At 75.1% G+C, this 17,587-nt stretch carries 14 protein-coding genes; 12 read left to right on the top strand and 2 right to left on the bottom strand.

Translation table 11 applies throughout. From position 1 onward, the window contains the following. Positions 1-23: 23 nt before the first annotated feature. Positions 24-1,022 (bottom strand): helix-turn-helix domain-containing protein, encoded by a 999-nt coding sequence (locus tag COO58_RS14095; RefSeq protein WP_255292619.1) that lies wholly within the window; start codon positions 1,020-1,022, stop codon positions 24-26. Between the two features lie 54 nt (positions 1,023-1,076). Here COO58_RS14095 and recN point away from each other — a divergent pair, with 54 nt between their 5' ends. The 9 genes from recN to COO58_RS14050 all read left to right on the top strand — a co-directional run bounded on the left by recN (position 1,077) and on the right by COO58_RS14050 (position 13,778). Next, positions 1,077-2,834, top strand: coding sequence for a DNA repair protein RecN (gene recN / locus COO58_RS14090; protein WP_098745298.1), 1,758 nt, complete (start codon positions 1,077-1,079; stop codon positions 2,832-2,834). A gap of 118 nt (positions 2,835-2,952) precedes the next feature. Beyond that, positions 2,953-4,131: a putative cytokinetic ring protein SteA gene (gene steA / locus COO58_RS14085; RefSeq protein ID WP_091583714.1), complete on the top strand. Its 1,179-nt coding sequence runs from the start codon at positions 2,953-2,955 to the stop codon at positions 4,129-4,131. Positions 4,132-4,159: 28 nt separating this feature from the next. Further along, positions 4,160-5,101 (top strand): copper transporter, encoded by a 942-nt coding sequence (locus COO58_RS14080; protein WP_091577865.1) that lies wholly within the window; start codon positions 4,160-4,162, stop codon positions 5,099-5,101. Between the two features lie 61 nt (positions 5,102-5,162). Next, a complete protein-coding gene (locus tag COO58_RS14075; protein ID WP_091577863.1) occupies positions 5,163-6,026 on the top strand; it encodes a hypothetical protein in 864 nt (287 codons plus the stop codon). A 1-nt stretch (position 6,027) separates the two neighbouring features. Beyond that, entirely contained in the window at positions 6,028-7,725 is a 1,698-nt protein-coding gene (murJ, locus tag COO58_RS14070; RefSeq protein WP_098745296.1) for a murein biosynthesis integral membrane protein MurJ, read from the top strand. Then, the gene (locus COO58_RS14065; RefSeq protein WP_091577857.1) at positions 7,722-8,855 is read left to right on the top strand and encodes a glycosyltransferase family 4 protein; all 1,134 of its coding nucleotides are present in this window, start codon (positions 7,722-7,724) and stop codon (positions 8,853-8,855) included. Before murJ ends, COO58_RS14065 begins: the two co-directional genes overlap by 4 nt. Then, the gene (locus tag COO58_RS14060) at positions 8,855-11,272 is read left to right on the top strand and encodes a hypothetical protein (protein WP_091577855.1); all 2,418 of its coding nucleotides are present in this window, start codon (positions 8,855-8,857) and stop codon (positions 11,270-11,272) included. The genes COO58_RS14065 and COO58_RS14060 overlap by 1 nt, the downstream gene beginning before the upstream one ends. A 173-nt stretch (positions 11,273-11,445) precedes the next feature. Continuing rightward, a complete protein-coding gene (locus COO58_RS14055; protein WP_098745294.1) occupies positions 11,446-13,176 on the top strand; it encodes a CTP synthase in 1,731 nt (576 codons plus the stop codon). Next, positions 13,173-13,778: an NUDIX domain-containing protein gene (locus COO58_RS14050; RefSeq protein ID WP_098745293.1), complete on the top strand. Its 606-nt coding sequence runs from the start codon at positions 13,173-13,175 to the stop codon at positions 13,776-13,778. The genes COO58_RS14055 and COO58_RS14050 overlap by 4 nt, the downstream gene beginning before the upstream one ends. A 65-nt stretch (positions 13,779-13,843) precedes the next feature. Here the strand turns inward: COO58_RS14050 and COO58_RS14045 are convergent, their stop codons facing one another. Next, a complete protein-coding gene (locus COO58_RS14045) occupies positions 13,844-14,155 on the bottom strand; it encodes a TM2 domain-containing protein (protein WP_255292701.1) in 312 nt (103 codons plus the stop codon). Between the two features lie 230 nt (positions 14,156-14,385). On the opposite strand from COO58_RS14045, the gene ald reads away from it, so the two are divergent. The 3 genes from ald to COO58_RS14030 all read left to right on the top strand — a co-directional run bounded on the left by ald (position 14,386) and on the right by COO58_RS14030 (position 17,576). Continuing rightward, on the top strand, positions 14,386-15,501 hold the full coding sequence (ald, locus tag COO58_RS14040) for an alanine dehydrogenase (RefSeq protein WP_091577845.1): 1,116 nt from the start codon (positions 14,386-14,388) through the stop codon (positions 15,499-15,501). Positions 15,502-15,512: 11 nt separating this feature from the next. Further along, a complete protein-coding gene (locus tag COO58_RS14035) occupies positions 15,513-16,487 on the top strand; it encodes a site-specific tyrosine recombinase XerD (RefSeq protein ID WP_098745290.1) in 975 nt (324 codons plus the stop codon). A gap of 165 nt (positions 16,488-16,652) precedes the next feature. Beyond that, complete coding sequence (locus COO58_RS14030; protein WP_013285595.1) at positions 16,653-17,576, top strand: ParA family protein; 924 nt, start codon at positions 16,653-16,655, stop codon at positions 17,574-17,576. Positions 17,577-17,587 lie beyond the last annotated feature (11 nt).

Below are 17,587 nucleotides of genomic sequence, written 5' to 3'. Positions count from 1 at the left end.
GGACCGTCCCGCCCCGACCCCGGTCAGATCCAGCCCCGGCGGGCGGCCTGAAAGGCCAGCCCGGGGCGGGTGTCCACGCCGGCGGCGGTCATCAGGTCGGCCAGCCGTCGCTGCACGGTGCGCCGGCTCACCCCGAGCTGGGAGGCGATCGACTTGTCCGGGACGCCGGCCACGAACAGCGACAGCAGCCGCACCTCGTCGTCGTCGGGCTGGTAGCCGGCGGCGTCGCGGTCGGCGGAGGCGCCCAGCGGGGTGGCCATCAACCAGTGGCTCTCGAAGAGCGCGACCAGCGCGTCCAGCAGTTGGCTGCGGCCGATCACCGCGGCGGTGGGCTCGCCGCCGTCGCGGTCCGGGACCAGCGGGCAGATCGCGGTCCGGCCGTCCACCACGGCCAGCCGGACCGGCAGCCGGTCGAGCACCCGGGCCTGTTCGCCGGCCCGTACGCCGCGTTCGACGTCGGCCAGCGCGCCGGGTTCGAGGAGCATCGCGCGTTCGTAGATGGCCCGGTAGCGCACGCCCCGGGCCAGCGCGTCGAACTCCTCGACGTTCTCCGGGCCGGGCATCGCCAACGGGTTGGCGCGGCAGAACCAGAGCACCTCGTCGCGCGCGCCGTCCTGCAGGTCGCGCAGGCGTTCCCGCAGCGCCCGCGCGCCGGTGACCACCTCGACCAGGTGGGCCGCGTCGTGGCGGCGCATCCCGGCCCGGTAGTCCTCGGCGAGCTGCGTCACCGCGGCGCGGGCCGCCTCCAGCGCGGACTGGCGGCGCAGCAGCGCCTCACCGAGCGGGACGTCCGGGGCCAGCGGCCGCAGCGGCGCGTCCGGTCCCGGGCCGGTGGGCAGCACCAGGCCCTTGTCCCGCAACGTGTCCAGCCGGGCGGCGACCTCGGCGCGGGGGCGCCCCAGCCGCTCGGCCAGCTCCTCGACCCGGGCCGTGCTCGCCTGGACCAGGCTGCGGTAGAGCTGCTCCTCGCCCGGGGTCAGACCGATCTCCTCCAGCACGGGCCAGAACTGTACGGCGTCCACAGGCCACCGTGCCGGCTGGTCAACTGTCACACGGCGGGGCTACTGTCGGGTGCTGTGCTGGAAGAGCTGCGCATCACCGGACTGGGCGTCATCGAGGACACCACGCTGCCGTTGGCCGGGGGGATGAACGTCATCACCGGCGAGACCGGCGCCGGCAAGACGATGGTGGTGACCGGCCTCGGCCTGCTCTTCGGTGGCCGGGCCGACGCCGGCCGGGTGCGCGCCCAGCCGGGCCGCGCGGTGGTCGAGGGGCGGCTGCGCCTGCGCGGGCGGGTGGCCGAGGCGGTGCACGCCCGGATCATCGACGCCGGCGGCGAGCCCGACGAGGACGGCTCGTTGCTGCTGAGCCGCACGGTCACCGTCGAGGGCCGCTCCCGCGCCCACCTGGGCGGGCGCAGCATGCCCGTGTCGACGTTGGGTGAGGTCGGCGAGCAGGTGCTGGCGGTGCACGGGCAGTCCGACCAGCTGCGGCTGCTGCGCCCGGCCGAGCAGCGGGCCGCGCTGGACCGGTTCGCCGGCCCGGAGCACGAGAAGCTGCTCGACGCGTTGCGCGAGACGTACGGCCGGTGGCGGACGGTGGTCGACGACCTGGCCGACCGGCGGCGCAACGCCCGCGAGCGCAACCAGGAGGCCGACCTGCTGCGGCTGGGCCTCGACGAGATCACCCGGGTCGACCCGCAGCCGGGGGAGGACGACGAGCTGAAGGCGGAGGCGCAGCGGCTGGAGCACGCCGAGGGGTTGCGCACCGCGGCGCAGGTGGCGCAGCAGTGCGTGGCCGGCGGCGTGGAGGCCACCGACGAGGCGCCGGACGCGACCGCGCTGCTGGGCACCGCCCGGCGCACGCTGGAGGCGCAGGCCGGCACCGACCCGGCGCTGGGTGAGCTGGCGGCCCGGCTGGAGGAGGCCGCGACGCTGGTCACCGACGTGGCCGCCGAGCTGTCCACCTACCTGGCCGCGCTGGACGCCGATCCGGCCCGCCTGCAGACCATCTACGAGCGGCGGGCCGCGCTGCGCGCGCTCACCCGCAAGTACGCCGACGACGTCGACGGGGTGGTGGCCTGGGCCGAGCGGGCCCGAACCCGGCTGTCCGACCTGGACACCTCCGACGAGCTGCTGGACGAGCTGGACCGCGAGGCGTCCCGGCTGGCCGGTGAGGTGGCCGACCTCGCCGGGCGGGTCTCCGCGTCCCGGCACGAGGCCGCGGTCCGCTTCGCCGAACAGGTCACCGTCGAGCTGGCGGGGCTGGCCATGCCGCACGCGCGGATCGAGGTGGCGGTGCTGTCCCGGCCGGCCGGGCGGTCCGAGCCGAGCCTGCCGGTCAACGGCGTCGAGGCGGGCGTCGGCGCGGACGGCGCCGACGAGGTCGAGCTGCGGCTGCTCGCCCACCCGGGCGCGCCGGCGCTGCCGTTGCAGCGGGGCGCGTCCGGCGGTGAGCTGTCCCGGGTGATGCTGGCCATCGAGGTGGTGTTCGCCGGTTCCGGCGGCCCGCCCACGCTGGTCTTCGACGAGGTCGACGCCGGGGTCGGCGGCCAGGCCGCGGTGGAGATCGGCCGCCGGCTGGCCCGGCTGGCCCGCAGCCACCAGGTGCTCGTGGTCACCCACCTGCCGCAGGTCGCCGCGTTCGCCGACCGGCACCTGGTGGTGGCGAAGGACACCGGCGGCGCGGTGACCACGAGCGGCGTGCGGGTGGTGGAGGACACCGAGCGGGCCCGCGAGCTGGCCCGGATGCTCGCCGGTTTGCCGGATTCCGATCTGGGTATCGCTCATGCCGAGGAACTCCTGGCCGTGGCGGCCAAGGAAAGGCGTCCGTGATGCCCCGATTGTGAGCGCAAGCACACCGGGGCGCGTCCCGGTGTGCTTCCCTGGGTAGGCGGCCCTGCTCAGGCATGTCGCGACAGCATTACCTGCCCCACATGCCAGGATGGTCACGATGCGTCTACCCACACTGCGCCGGACCCGGAACGCGGAACCGGGCTCGATCCTCGGCACCGCGCGCCTCGACCGCCGGACGAAACGGCTGGTCGGTCGCCTGCGCCCCGGTGACATCGCGGTCATCGACCACGTCGACCTGGACCGGGTGGCGGCCGACTCGCTCGTCGCGGTGGGGGTCGCCGCGGTGCTCAACGCCAAGCCGTCGGTCTCCGGCCGCTATCCCAACCTCGGCCCCGAGGTGCTGGTGGCGGCCGGCATCCCGCTGCTCGACGACCTCGGGGAGAGCGTCTTCGAGCAGGTCCGCGAGGGCGACCTGGTGCGGATCGAGGGCAACACCGTCTTCGTCGGCGACGAACCGGTCGCGCACGGCGCGCTGCAGGACGCCGAGACCGTGGCCAAGTCGATGGCCGACGCCCGGGAGGGCCTGTCGGTGCAGTTGGAGGCGTTCGCCGCCAACACGATGGACTACCTCAGGCAGGAACGCGACCTGCTGCTCGACGGCGTCGGCGTGCCGGAGATCCAGACCCAGATCCAGGGCCGGCACTGCCTGATCGTGGTCCGCGGCTACGACTACAAGGCCGACCTGGACGTGCTGCGGCCCTACATCCGCGAGTTCAAGCCGGTGCTGATCGGCGTCGACGGCGGGGCTGACGCGCTGGTCGAGGCGGGCTACACCCCCGACATGATCATCGGCGACATGGACTCGGTCACCGACGACGTGCTGCGCTGCGGCGCCGAGGTGATCGTGCACGCCTACCCGGACGGGCGGGCCCCGGGGCTGCCCCGGGTCAACGGCCTGGGCGTCCCCGCGATCACGTTCCCGGCGGCGGCCACCAGCGAGGACCTGGCCATGCTGCTGGCCGACGAGAAGGGCGCCTCGCTGCTGGTGGCCGTCGGCACCCACGCCACCCTGGTGGAGTTCCTCGACAAGGGCCGTGGCGGCATGGCGTCGACGTTCCTGACCCGGTTGAAGGTGGGCGGCAAGCTGGTCGACGCCAAGGGGGTCAGCCGGCTCTACCGGCAGAGCATCTCCGGTTCGTCGCTGCTGCTGCTGGTCCTCTCGGCGGTGGCCGCGATGGCCTCCGCGGTGGCGGTATCCACCGTCGGGAAGGCGTATTTGGGCGTGGTCTCCGAATGGTGGGACAATTTCGTGTTCCAGCTCGGCCAGCTCTTCTAGCTCCCCCGACGATCAAGAGGCTGCAAGCGTGATCAACTTCCGCTACCACGTGGTGTCCCTGACCGCGGTCTTCCTCGCGCTGGCGATCGGCCTGGTGGTCGGCACGGCCGCCCTCAACGGGCCGGTCGCCGACTCGCTCCGGGAGAACGTCAACGGCCTGCGCAAGGACAACTCGCTGATGCGCCAGTCGGTCAACAGCATGCAGAAGCAGCTGGAGACCGAGGAGGACTTCGCCGCCGAGATGGCGCAGCTCGTCCTGCCCGGCAAGCTCAGCGGCCGCCGGGTGCTGGTGCTCACCCTGCCCAGCGGGCGGGACCAGACCGAGGGCGTGCTGAAGATGCTGGCGACCGCCGGCGCCGACGTCACCGGCCGCGTCGACCTCCAGGACAAGTTCATCAACCCGGACAGCAACAACAACCTGCTGGAGCTGGCGGTCACCGCCGCCCGCCCGAACAGCGCGCCCACCGCCAACCTGCCCGGCAACGGGCACGGCGTGGAGACCTCCAGCGCGCTGCTGGCCAACGTCCTGGTGGACCGGCCGGCGGGCAGCGCGCCGGTCAGCGAGGCCGACCGGCGCGGCGTGCTCGAGAAGTACGCCACCGCCGGCTACCTCACCCCGGAGGACAAGATCTCCGGCGCCGCCGAGGCCGTCGTGCTGGTCACCGGCCAGCCGTACGTTGACAAGGACTCGGCGAAGAAGGACGAGTCGGTGGTCAAGATCGCCGAGCAGTTCGACCGGGCGGGGGTGCTCGTGGTCGCCGGCATGGGCTCCACCGGCGGCAACCTGGTCGCGGTGGTCCGCGGCGACCCGGTGCTGTCGCAGACCATCTCCACCGTCGACAACGCCAACACCGTGCAGGGCCAGCTGGTCACCAGCCTCGCCCTGGCGCAGCAGCTGGCCGAGAAGAAGACCGGCCAGTACGGCGTGGGCGACAACGCCACCGGCCTGCTGCCTAAACTGCCCCAGTGAACGCGCCCGGGCCGTCCGGTCCGTGCCGCGCCGCGTTCGGAGTCCGGATCGGAGGGGTCGCGTGAGACTGGGTCGGCTGCTGGCCGTGGGCGCGGGGGTGCTGACCGCCCGCTACGTGCTGCGCGAGGTGCGGATGTCGCCGAGCGCGCCCGCGCTGGAGCGCACCAACTACCGGGGCCGCACCGTGACCCTGGCCGCCGGTCCGGCACTGGCCGTCGGCGCCGCCACCGCGGGCGCGCTCGGCGCCGGCAGCGCGCCGGCCGGCGCGGCCGCCCTGCTCGCCGGGGTCGGCGCGGGCGCGGTCGGGCTCTACGACGACGTGGTCGGCGCCCGCCCGGAACAGAAGGCCGCCAAGGGGTTCGCCGGGCACCTCGCCGCGCTGCGCGAGGGGCAGGTCACCGCCGGGCTGGTCAAGGTCGCCGGGGTGGGCGCGGCCGGGCTCGGCGCCGCGGCGCTGCTCGCCGCCGACCGGCGGGTCGCCGCCCACCCGCGCCGGCAGCGGGCCGGCACGCTCGGGCGCGGGCTCGACGTGCTGCTCGGCGCCGGCGTGGTGGCCGGCACCGCCAACCTGGTCAACCTGCTCGACCTGCGCCCCGGCCGGGCGCTGAAGTCCGGCATGCTGCTCGGCGCGCCGCTGTCCACCGGCCCCTACGGCGGCATCGCGGCGGGCGCCGTCGGCGCCGCCGCCGGCCTGGTCCGGGAGGACCTGGACGAGCGGGTGATGCTCGGCGACAGCGGCGCCAACGCGCTCGGCGCGGTGCTCGGGGTCAGCCTCGCCGCGCGTACCGGGCCGCTCGGGCGCGCCGCCGTGCTGGCCGTGCTCGCCGCGCTGACCGCGGCCAGCGAGAAGGTCAGCTTCACCCAGGTGATCCAGCGGACCCCGGGGCTGCGACACCTCGACGAGCTGGGCCGGCTCGCCGACTGACGTGACGAAACCGGCACCCCTCGCCGCCGCCGGCCGCGTCGCCGGCGCGGCCGCCCTCATCGCCGTCCTCACCGTGGTCAGCCGGCTCGCCGGGTTCGGCCGCACCGCCGTGTTCACCTGGTCGCTGGCCCCCACCGACCTCGGTGGCGCCTACCTGGTGGCGAACTACGTCCCGAACTTCATCTTCGAGATCGTCGCCGGCGGGGCGCTGGCCAGCCTCGTCGTACCGCTGCTGGCCGGCGCGGTCGAGGCGGGTGACCGGCGGGCGGTGGCCGCCACCACCGGCGCGCTGCTGACCTGGACGCTGAGCCTGCTGGTGCCGCTGGCGGTGCTGGTGGCGCTGTTCGCCGACCCGCTGATGGGCCTGCTCGGGCACGGCCTGGGCGAGGTCCGGCAGGCCTCCGGCGCGCGGATGCTGCGGGTCTTCGCCCCGCAGCTGCCGCTCTACGGCGTGGGGATCGTGCTCACCGGCGTGCTCCAGGCGCACCGGCGGTTCGCCTGGCCGGTCATCGCGCCGCTGCTGTCCAGCCTCACGGTCATCGCGGTCTACCTCGGTTTCACCGCCGTCGAGGGCCGGCTGGCCACCATCGGCGTGGCCGGGCGCGGCGGCGAGCTGCTGCTCTCCGGCGGCACCACGCTCGGCGTGGTCGTGCTGTCGCTGTCGCTGTTGATCCCGCTGCGCCGGCTGCGGCTGTCGATCCGGCCGGGCTACCGGTTCCCGGCCGACGCCCGGGCCCGGGTCGGCGGGCTGGTGGCCGCCGGCGTGGTCACCGTCGCCGCCCAGCAGATCGCGCTGGCCGTCACGCTCAACCAGGTCACCTACGGCCGGGTCGCCGACGTCGGCGTCTACAACCTGGCCCAGACGGTCTACTTCCTGCCCTGGGCGGTGCTGGCGGTGCCGCTCGCGGTCGCCGCGTACCCGACGCTGGTGGCGGCCCGGGCGAGCGGTGACGAACGGGCCTACCGGGAGACCCTCGCGCCGGCGGTGCGCGGGATCGTGCTGTTCAGCCTGCTCGGCGCCGCCGCGCTGGTCGGCACCGCCATCCCGGTCGGGCACTTCTTCTTCAGCGACCCGCTCGACGCGCGGACCGCGGCGGTCGGGATCGCCGGTTTCGCTCCCGGCCTGCTCGGCTACGGCCTGTTCGCAGTGCTCACCCGGGCCCTCTACGCGCGGGGCGAGACCCGCGCGGCAAGCGTCGCCACCGCGGTGGGCTGGCTGAGCGTGCCCGCGCTCGCGGTCCTGCTCGGCCAGGCGCTGCCGCTGGCCGACCGGGTGCTCGCGGTGACGCTGGCCACCTCCGCCGGGATGGTGCTGCTCGGCGGCCTGCTGCTCGCCGCCGTGGGCCGGGCCGCCGGCCGGGAGGCGCTGGCCGGCGTCGGGCGGGCCGGGGCCGCCGGGCTGCTGGCCGCCGCCGTCGCCGCCGCCGGCGGAGTGGCCACCGCCCGGGGACTCGCCGGGCTCGGCGACGGGACCCCGACGACACTCGCGGCCCTCGCGCAGGGCATGCTGTCCGGGGTCGTGGTCGGTGTCCTGTTCCTCGCCGTCGCCTGGCTGACCGACGCCCGCGACCTGCGGCCGCTGCTCGCGGCCCTGGCCCGCCGGGTACGCCGGCGGCGCCCGGCCGACGGGGCCGACGGCCCGCGGACCGACCAGCACCCCGGCGAGCGGGGCGACGGAAAGGAGACCGTTTCCTCATGACGGACGCCTCGCCGGCACCGCGCTGGCCCGGGTCGGTCGCCCTGGTGCTCGCCTCCAGCACCGGCGGGGTGGGGCAGCACGTCCGCTCGGTCGCCCGAGGCCTGACCGAGGCCGGCGCCGCCGTGCTGGTCTGCGGCCCGGCCGCCACCCAGGACCAGTTCGACTTCACCGGGGCGGGCGCCCGGTTCACGCCGGTCGAGATCCCGGCCAGCCCCACCCCGGGCGACGCGCGCGCGGTCACCGCGCTGCGCCGGGCGCTCACGCAGACGCCGGTCGACGTGGTGCACGCGCACGGCCTGCGCGCCGGGCTGGTCGCCGCGCTCGCCCGCCCCGCCGCCCCGCTGGTGGTGACCTGGCACAACGCGGTGCTCGCCGGTGGGCTGCGCGGCACCGTGTCCCGGCTGGTGGAGCGGGTCGTCGCCCGCTCCGTCCGGGTCGCGCTGGGCGCCTCCGCCGACCTGGTCGAGCGGGCCGCCGCGCTGGGCGCCACCGACGCCCGCCTCGCGCCGGTCGCCGCGCCCGCGCTGCCCGCGCCGCGCCGCCGTCGCGCCGCCGTGCGGGCCGAGTTCGGGGTCACCGGGGACCGTCCGCTGATCCTCTCGGTGGGCCGGCTGCACCCGCAGAAGCGGTACGACGTGCTGATCGACGCGGCCGCCCGGTGGCGGACCCGGACCCCCGCCCCGGCGGTGGTGATCGCCGGCAGCGGGCCCGCCTACCTGCCGCTGGCCGCGCGGATCTCGGCCGCCCGGGCGCCGGTGACCCTGCTCGGGCACCGCACCGACGTGGCGGACCTGCTGGCCGGCGCCGACCTCGCCGTGGTCACCAGCGACTGGGAGGCTCGGCAGCTGTTCGCGCAGGAGGCGCTGCGGGCCGGCGTACCGCTGGTCGCGACCGCTGTCGGCGGCCTGCCGGAGCTGGTCGGCGACGCCGCGGTCCTGGTGCCGCCCGGTGACGTGGACGCCGTCGACGCGGCGGTGCGTGAGCTGCTCGACGACGCCCCGCGCCGGGCCGAGCTGAGCCGGCGCGGCGCGGCGCGGGCCGCGACCTGGCCCACCGAGGCCGACACCGTGGCCGCCCTCGCCGCCCTCTACGCGGAGCTGACGCCCCAGCACTCGACGGGGAACCGCTGATGCTGCGCCGACTCGTCCCGGTGCTGTTGACGCTGGTGGTGGTGGCGCTGGGCGTCACCGCGCTGGCGGCCCGCCCGGACGACGGCACGCCCCGGCGCAGCGCCGACTTCGTGGTGCTGGTCGGCGCCGCCGGTCTGCGCTGGGACGACGTCGACCCGCAGAACACCCCGACGCTGTGGCGGATGGCCGAGCAGGGCGCGATCGGCTCCCTCTCGGTGCGCTCCGCGCACCGCCCCACCTGCCCGGTCGACGGGTGGCTGACCCTGGGCGCCGGGAACTTCGCCGCCTGGAACGGCCCCCGGACCGGCGGCGGCTGCCCGGCCACCGGGGTGAGCGTCGAGCAGCCCGACCGGATCGGCGCCAACCTGCCCGACCAGGAGTCCGTCGTCGCGTACAACCAGGACAAGCTCGCCTGGGGCGCGACACCCGGGGCGCTGGCCGAGTCGGTGCGCTGCTCGGTGGCGGTCGGCCCGGGCGCCGCCGTGGCCGCAGCCCGGCCGTTCGGCCGGGTCGACCGGTACGCGCCGGCGCTGCCCGAGGACCCGGCGGAACTGCTCGGCTCCTGCGTGCTGAGCATCGTCGACGTGGGCACCGTCGACGACGACGACCCGGCCGTCCGCGCCGGTCAGGCGCGCCAGGCCGACGCCCGGCTGGCCCGGGTGCTCGCCGCCCGGCCGCCGAACTCGCTGGTGCTGGTCGCCGGCGTCTCCGACACCGACTCGCCGGCGCGGCTGCACGTCGCGGTCGCCGACGGTCCCGGCTGGGACGGCGGGTGGCTGACCTCCGCGAGCACCGCCCGGGCCGGCTACCTGCAACTGGTCGACCTGGCGCCGACCGCGCTCGCCGCGCTCGGCCGGCCGATGCCGGAACGGGCGTTCCTGGGTCGGCCCGCCGTGACGGTCGACGACCGGCCCGACGACCTGCGGACCGCGATCGAGGCGCCCGCCGACGCCGACCGGGAGGCCGCCGCCCAGCGGCGGGTCGCCGGCTGGTTCTTCACCCTGCTGGCCGCCGCCCAGCTGGCTCTCGCGGTGGCGGTGCTGCCGCTGCTGCGCCGGGCCCGCCGACTGGCCGGCCCGCACGGGCCCGCACCGGTGTCCCGGCGCGTGGTCGCCGTGGTGGAGCTGCTGCTGATCGCCGCCGCGCTGGCCGTGCCGGCGGCGTTGCTGGCCGACGCCGCGCCCTGGTGGCGTGGGCATCACGCCGGTTGGTGGTTCGCCTCGGTGACCGCCCTGCTCATCGTCGGCGGCACTGCGGCGGTCCGGTTCACCCCCGGGCACGACCGCACGCTCGGGCCGCTGGGCGCGGTCGCCGGGCTGGCCACGCTGGTGGTCGGCGTGGACGTGCTCACCGGCTCCCGGTTGCAGCTCAACGGCGTGGTCGGCTACTCCGCCCTGGAGGGCGGCCGGTACGCCGGGCTGGGCACGGTCGGGCTGGGTGTGTTCATCGCCGGGTCGCTGCTGTGCGGCGGCTGGCTGGCCCAACGCGTCCGGCGGGGCTGGCGGCCGTTCGTCATGGTCGCGGTCGGCGGCGTCGCGGTGGTGATCGTGGGCAGCCCCTATCTGGGCGCCGACTCGATCGGCGCGATCGCGCTCACCGCCGGCGTGAGCGTCGCCGCCGCGATCTGCACCGGCGGGTGGCTGACCGTGAGCCGCCTGGCCTGGGCCACCATGGCCGGGCTGGCCGTCACCATCGGGTTCGCGCTGGTCGACCTGGGCCGGCCGGCGGTGGAGCGGGGCAGCCTGGGCCGGTTCCTGGCCGCGCTCGGCGACGGCACCGGCGGGCTCACCGTGCACCGGTCCAGCACCTCCAACTTCCAGACGTTGGTGAACAGCCCGTTGACCGTGCTGGCCCTGGCCGGGGCGGCGTTGGTCTGGCTGGCCCTGCTCCAGCCCTGGGGTGGGCTGATGCGGCTGTTCGGCATCTACCCCGCGATCCGGGCGGCGATGGCCGGCACCGGCGTGGCGGCCGGCCTCGGCGGCGTGCTGGGCGGCTCGGCGCTGGACGTGGCCGGTGCGGCGGGGGCGCTGGTGGTGCCGATGGCGGCGCTGGCCGCGCTCCGGGTGCTCGACCACTCCACCGACCGCACCCGGCCCGACAGCGGCCGTCCCGGGGGTGAGGTCGGCGCGACCCCGTCCGGCGGTGGCCCGGCCGGCGGTGGCGCGGCCGGCGGTGGCGCGGCGTCGGGCGGCGTGTCGGGAGCTGGCGGCGCGTCGGCCGGTGGTGCCCCGTCCGACGGTGGCGAGGCGCCGTCAGGAGCCTCCGGCCCCGCCACTGACGTGGACCGGCCCGCCGGGTCCTCCGCGAGCGCGACGCGGGCCGCGGGCGGCTCACCGGCGGCGGGGGAGGAGCCCTCGGCCGGCCCCCGGGTGCCCACGCAGCCGACCGCGACCCCCACCGAGATCCCCGCCGGCTGACGCCCGTGGGGCGCGCCCCGGGCGGCGGATGCGGCCCCACGTGCACCGACAGCGGGTGCGACGCCGGCTCACCGTCCGGAAGGTGTTACCGTGGAATCCCGTGGATCGCGTGATCACTTGGCTGATCGGCACGGCGGTTCGCACGACCGCTACGGACGACACGGGAGCAGGCCTTGGCCCCTTCAGCACGGACGACCAGGCACATTTTCGTCACCGGGGGCGTCGCCTCCTCGCTGGGTAAGGGCCTCACCGCCTCCAGCCTCGGCAACCTGCTGACCGCGCGCGGGCTGCGCGTGGTGATGCAGAAGCTCGACCCGTACCTGAACGTCGATCCCGGCACGATGAACCCGTTCCAGCACGGCGAGGTCTTCGTCACCGAGGACGGCGCCGAGACCGACCTCGACGTCGGGCACTACGAGCGGTTCCTCGACCGGGACCTCTCCGGCAAGGCGAACGTCACCACCGGGCAGATCTACTCGGCGGTGATCGCCAAGGAGCGACGCGGCGAATACCTGGGCGACACCGTCCAGGTCATCCCGCACATCACCAACGAGATCAAGGCCCGGATCCTCGGCATGGCCGACCCGGACGCCGACGGCCAGGTCCCCGACGTGGTGATCACCGAGGTCGGTGGCACGGTCGGCGACATCGAGTCGCTGCCGTTCCTGGAGTCGATCCGGCAGATCCGCCACGACCTGGGCCGGGACAACTGCTTCTACCTGCACGTGTCGCTGGTGCCCTACCTGGCGCCCTCGGGCGAGCTGAAGACCAAGCCGACCCAGCACTCGGTGGCGCAGCTGCGCAGCATCGGCATCCAGCCCGACGCGCTGGTGCTGCGCTGCGACCGGGAGATCCCGGACAAGGTCAAGGAGAAGCTGTCGCTGTACTGCGACGTCGACCGGGAGGCGGTCACCGCCGCCCCGGACGCGCCGAGCATCTACGACATCCCGAAGGTGCTGCACCGCGAGGGCCTCGACGCGTACGTGGTGCGCCGGCTCGGCCTGTCGTTCCGCGACGTGGACTGGACCAGCTGGGACGACCTGCTGGAGCGGGTGCACCAGCCCCGCCACACGATCACCGTCGCGCTGGTCGGCAAGTACGTCGACCTGCCCGACGCGTACCTGTCGGTCAGCGAGGCGATCCGGGCCGCCGGGTTCGGCCACCGCGCCCGGGTGCAGCTCAAGTGGGTGCCCAGCGACGACTGCGTCACCCCGGCCGGGGCGGCCGCCGCGCTGGCCGGCGTCGACGGCATCGTCATCCCCGGCGGGTTCGGCGTGCGCGGCATCGAGGGCAAGGTCGGCACCGCCCGGTACGCCCGGGAGAACGGCGTTCCGCTGCTCGGCCTCTGCCTCGGCCTGCAGTGCATGACCATCGAGGTGGCCCGCCACCTGGCCGGCCTGGACGGCGCGAACTCCCTGGAGTTCGACGAGGAGGCCGTGCACCCGGTCATCGCCACCATGGCCGACCAGGAGGACATCGTCGCGGGCCGGGGCGATCTGGGCGGCACCATGCGGCTCGGGGCGTACCCGGCGAAGCTGGCCGAGGGTTCGATCGTCGCCGAGGCGTACGGCAGCACCGAGGTCAGCGAGCGGCACCGGCACCGCTACGAGGTGAACAACGCCTACCGCGACCAGCTCACCAAGGCCGGCCTGACCATCTCCGGCACCTCGCCCGACGGGCGGCTGGTCGAGTTCGTCGAGCTGGACCGCGAGCTGCACCCGTTCTTCGTGGCCACCCAGGCGCACCCGGAGCTGAAGAGCCGCCCGACCCGGCCGCACCCGCTGTTCGCCGCGTTCGTCGGCGCCGCGGTCGCGTACTCCGAGGCCGACCAGCTCCCGGTGGACCTGGACGGCACGGCGAAGAAGACCGGCCGCGGCGGCGCCGCGAAGGCGTCGGCCAAGTGAGCGGTGTGGAGCACCGCTACGAGGTGACCGCGCGCCGGGACGTCTGGTCCGGCCGGATCTTCTCGGTGGTCAGCGACGACGTGACCATGCCCGGCGGCGGCACCGCCGCGCGCGACTACGTCCGGCACGTGGGCGCGGTGGCCGTGGTGGCGCTCGACGACGCCGGCCAGGTGGTGCTGATCCGCCAGTACCGGCACCCGGTCGGCCGGCACCTGTGGGAGCTGCCGGCGGGTCTGATGGACGTCAGCGGGGAGGACCTGGCCGCCGCGGCGGCGCGGGAGCTGGCCGAGGAGGCCGACCTCACCGCGGGACGCGTCGACGTGCTGGTCGACCTGCACAGCTCGCCCGGTTTCTCCGACGAGGTGGTCCGGGTCTTCCTGGCCCGCGACCTCGGCGACGTGCCGGCCGAGCAGCGGCACGACCGGCACGACGAGGAGGCCGACCTGCAGGTGGTCCGCGTCGACCTCGACGAGGCGGTCCGGATGGTGCTCGCCGGCGAGATCACCAACGCGTCCTGCGTGGCCGGGCTGCTCGCCGCCGCCCGGGCGCGGGAGACCGGCTTCACCGAGCTGCGCCGCCCCGAGGCGCCGCTGCCGCGCTGATCCGGGACGGACGACGAAGGGGCCGCGCGGTGCGACGCACCGCGCGGCCCCTTCCGTGTCGGCGCTCAGTCGCGCAGCGGGCGACCCTGCCCGTCGACGCCACCGTTGACCAGGATCAGGATGCCGTCGATGGTGCCCCAGAGGGCGCCGAAGCCACAGGTCACGACGCTCACCACGAGCTGGAGGACGCCGGTCTTGGTGTCGCCCATGTAGAACCGCCCGGCGCCGAAGAAGCCGAGCAGGATGCCGAGGACGCCCGCGACGACCTTGCTCTTGTCCGAGACGCCCTGCGGGTACTGCTGGTAAGGAGTGGTCATGAGCGGACACCATAGTGATCCACTCGCGTCCTGTCCGCACCGGCACCCGCCGGTGGGAATATATTTACCGAAGTCTGTCCTGTCGGCTGAGGTCGTCTCCACCGGGCAGCCCGGTCCACGCCTGACAGATCGTCAGCACCACCGGGCACCGGATGTCACTGTGTTGGCGTCCCCGGGCCTCCCACGCGCCTAGACTGCCGCCGGCGGGACCGGTGGACCGCGTCGGCAACGGAGCCGTCGCGGCGCCGTTCAGTCGGGGGTGAGCCGCCCCGGAGGAAGGTGTCTGCATCGTGAAGGTCGGAATCCCCCGCGAGGTCAAGAACCACGAGTACCGGGTGGCGATCACGCCCGCCGGCGTCAACGAGTTCACCCGCCACGGCCACGAGGTCTTCGTCGAGGCCGGCGCCGGGGTCGGCTCCAGCATCACCGACGACGAGTTCGCCGCCGCCGGCGCGAAGATCCTGGCCACCGCCGACGAGGTCTGGGAGACCGCCGAGCTGGTGCTCAAGGTCAAGGAGCCGATCGCCGAGGAGTACCACCGGATGCGCGAGGGGCAGGTGCTCTTCACCTACCTGCACCTGGCCGCCTCCCGCGAGTGCACCGACGCGCTCGTCGACCGCAAGGTCACCGGCATCGCGTACGAGACGGTCGAGCTGCCCGACCGTTCGCTGCCGCTGCTCGCCCCGATGTCCGAGGTGGCCGGCCGGCTCGCCCCGCAGGTGGGCGCCTTCTACATGATGCGCACCGGCGGCGGGCGGGGCGTGCTGCCCGGCGGCGTCTCCGGCGTGTACGCGGCCAAGACCGTGGTCATCGGCGCCGGCGTGTCCGGCCTGAACGCCGCCGCCATCGCCCTCGGCCTCCAGTCCGAGGTGCTGCTGCTGGACAAGAACGTGGCCCGGCTCCGCTCGGCCGACGCCATCTACCGCGGCCACCTGCAGACCGTCGCCTCCAACGCGTACGAGATCGAGCGGGCCGTGCTCGACGCGGACCTGGTCATCGGCGCGGTGCTGGTGCCCGGCGCGAAGGCCCCGAAGCTGATCTCCAACGAGCTGGTCTCCCGGATGAAGCCGGGCAGCGTGCTCGTCGACATCGCCATCGACCAGGGCGGCTGCTTCGAGGACTCGCGGCCGACCACGCACGCCGACCCGGTCTACAAGGTGCACGACTCGATCTTCTACTGCGTGGCGAACATGCCCGGCGCGGTGCCGAACACCAGCACCTACGCCCTGACCAACGTCACCCTGCCGTACGCCCTCGAACTGGCCAACCAGGGCTGGCAGCAGGCGCTGCGCAGCGACCCGGCGCTGGCGCTGGGCCTGAACACCCACGCCGGCAAGGTCGTCTACGGCCCGGTGGCGGAGGCGCACGGCATGGACGTGCTGCCGCTGGCCGAGGTGCTCAGCTGACCGACCCCACGGTGGACCGGGCCGGCGCGGAACCCGCGCCGGCCCTGCGCCGCGCGGTCCGGGGCTACCTGGACCACCTCACCGTCGAGCGTGGACTGTCCGCGAACACGCTCGCCTCGTACCGTCGGGACCTGGACCGCTACCTCGCCACCCTGGCCGACGTCGGGGTGACCGACCTGGCCGCCGCCGGCGCCACCCAGGTCGAGGCGCACCTGGCCCGGCTGCGCGCCGGCGACGACACGCACCCGCCGCTGGCCGTCTCGTCCACCGCCCGCGCCGCCAGCGCGGTGCGCGGCCTGCACCGCTTCGCGCTGCGCGAGGGTCTGGCCGGCGCCGACCCCGGCCGCGACGTCCGCCCGCCGACGCCGCCGCGGCGGCTGCCCCGGGCGCTGCCCGTCGACGCCGTCCTGCGGCTGCTGGAGGCCGCCGGTCCGGCCGGGGCCACCGGTGACGCCGCGCCCCGCGCGCTGCGCGACCGGGCGCTGCTGGAATTCCTGTACGGCACCGGCGCGCGCATCTCCGAGACGGTCGGCGCCGCCGTCGACGACCTCGACCTCGACGCCGGCACGGTGCTGCTGCGCGGCAAGGGCGGCAAGGCCCGGCTGGTGCCGATCGGCGGGTACGCCGCCGACGCGACCCGCGCCTGGCTGGTCCGCGGCCGCCCGGCGCTGCTCGCCGCCGGCCGGGGCACCCCGGCGCTGTTCGTCAACGCCCGTGGCGGCCCGCTCACCCGGCAGGGCGCCTGGGGCGTGCTGCGCGCCGCCGCCGGCCGGGCCGGCCTGCCGGTCGACGGCCCGGACGCGGTCTCCCCGCACACCCTGCGCCACTCCTACGCCACCCACCTGCTCGACGGCGGCGCGGACGTGCGGGTGGTGCAGGAGCTGCTCGGCCACGCCTCGGTGACCACCACCCAGGTGTACACGTTGGTCACCGTGGAACGACTGCGCGAGGTGTACGCCACCGCGCACCCGCGCGCCCTCGCATGAGCGGCCGACACGCCGACCCGCTACCGAACGCGCTGCTGGCCGGTGGCGTACAGTCGGCATCGGCGCGGACCTCCAGGTACGACGGACCGGGGGTGCGCAGCGGCGCCGCGAGGGACGTCGGACGGCTCCGACGCCGGGTGGTCGTCGGGAGGGGGCAACGAGGACATGGCAGGAAACGGTGACCGTGCCGAGACCTGGACGTCGGAGCTCCGTGAGCAGCAGGCGACGCTCGGCGCCGACCTCGGCCCCGCCGACCCGGCCGCCTACACCATGCGCAAGCCGATCCCCGAGCCGATGCCGACCGACCGGCACGGCCCGGCGCGGATCATCGCGATGGCCAACCAGAAGGGTGGCGTCGGCAAGACCACGACCACCATCAACCTGGGCGCCGCGCTCGCGGAGTACGGCCGCAAGGTGCTGCTCGTCGACTTCGACCCGCAGGGCGCCCTCTCCGTCGGCCTGGGCGTCAACCCGCACAACCTCGACCTCTCGGTCTACAACCTGCTCATGCAGGACGACGTCACCGCCGAGGACGTCCTGATCAAGACCGACGTGGCCGGGCTGCACCTGCTGCCGGCCAACATCGACCTCTCCGCCGCCGAGATCCAGCTGGTCAACGAGGTCGCCCGCGAGATGGCCCTGGCCCGGGTGCTGCGGACCATCCGCAAGGAGTACGACTTCATCCTGATCGACTGCCAGCCCTCGCTGGGGCTGCTGGCGATCAACGCGCTGACCGTCGCGCACGGCGTGCTCATCCCGCTGGAGTGCGAGTTCTTCAGCCTGCGAGGTGTCGCGCTGCTGCTGGACACCATCGACAAGGTGCGCGAGCGGCTCAACTTCGACCTGGAGCTCGAGGGCATCCTCGCCACCATGTACGACAGTCGCACCACCCACTGCCGGCAGGTGCTCCAGCGTGTGGTCGAGGCGTTCGGCGACAAGGTCTACCAGACCGTGATCACCAAGACGGTGAAGTTCCCCGAGTCGACGGTGGCCGGCGCGCCCATCACCACCCTCGACCCGGCCTCCTCCGGCGCGCGCAACTACCGCCAGCTCGCCCGAGAGGTGATCGCCGCCCAGGCGGACCGGTAGGCCGCAGGCCG

It is taken from the genome of Micromonospora sp. WMMA1996 (assembly GCF_002573675.1).
In the GTDB taxonomy this organism is placed as follows: Bacteria; Actinomycetota; Actinomycetes; order Mycobacteriales; family Micromonosporaceae; genus Micromonospora; species Micromonospora sediminicola.
Note: the sequence above shows the minus strand (reverse complement) of the source record. Positions and strands in the feature narration are given on the sequence as shown.

What these genes read in the sequence shown, in the direction of transcription:
- COO58_RS14060 (WP_091577855.1), top strand. Translation starts at nt 8,855, where the DNA reads ATGCTGCGCCGACTCGTCCCGGTGCTGTTGACGCTGGTGGTGGTGGCG.
- steA (WP_091583714.1), top strand. Translation starts at nt 2,953, where the DNA reads ATGCGTCTACCCACACTGCGCCGGACCCGGAACGCGGAACCGGGCTCG.
- COO58_RS14030 (WP_013285595.1), top strand. Translation starts at nt 16,653, where the DNA reads ATGGCAGGAAACGGTGACCGTGCCGAGACCTGGACGTCGGAGCTCCGT.
- COO58_RS14065 (WP_091577857.1), top strand. Translation starts at nt 7,722, where the DNA reads ATGACGGACGCCTCGCCGGCACCGCGCTGGCCCGGGTCGGTCGCCCTG.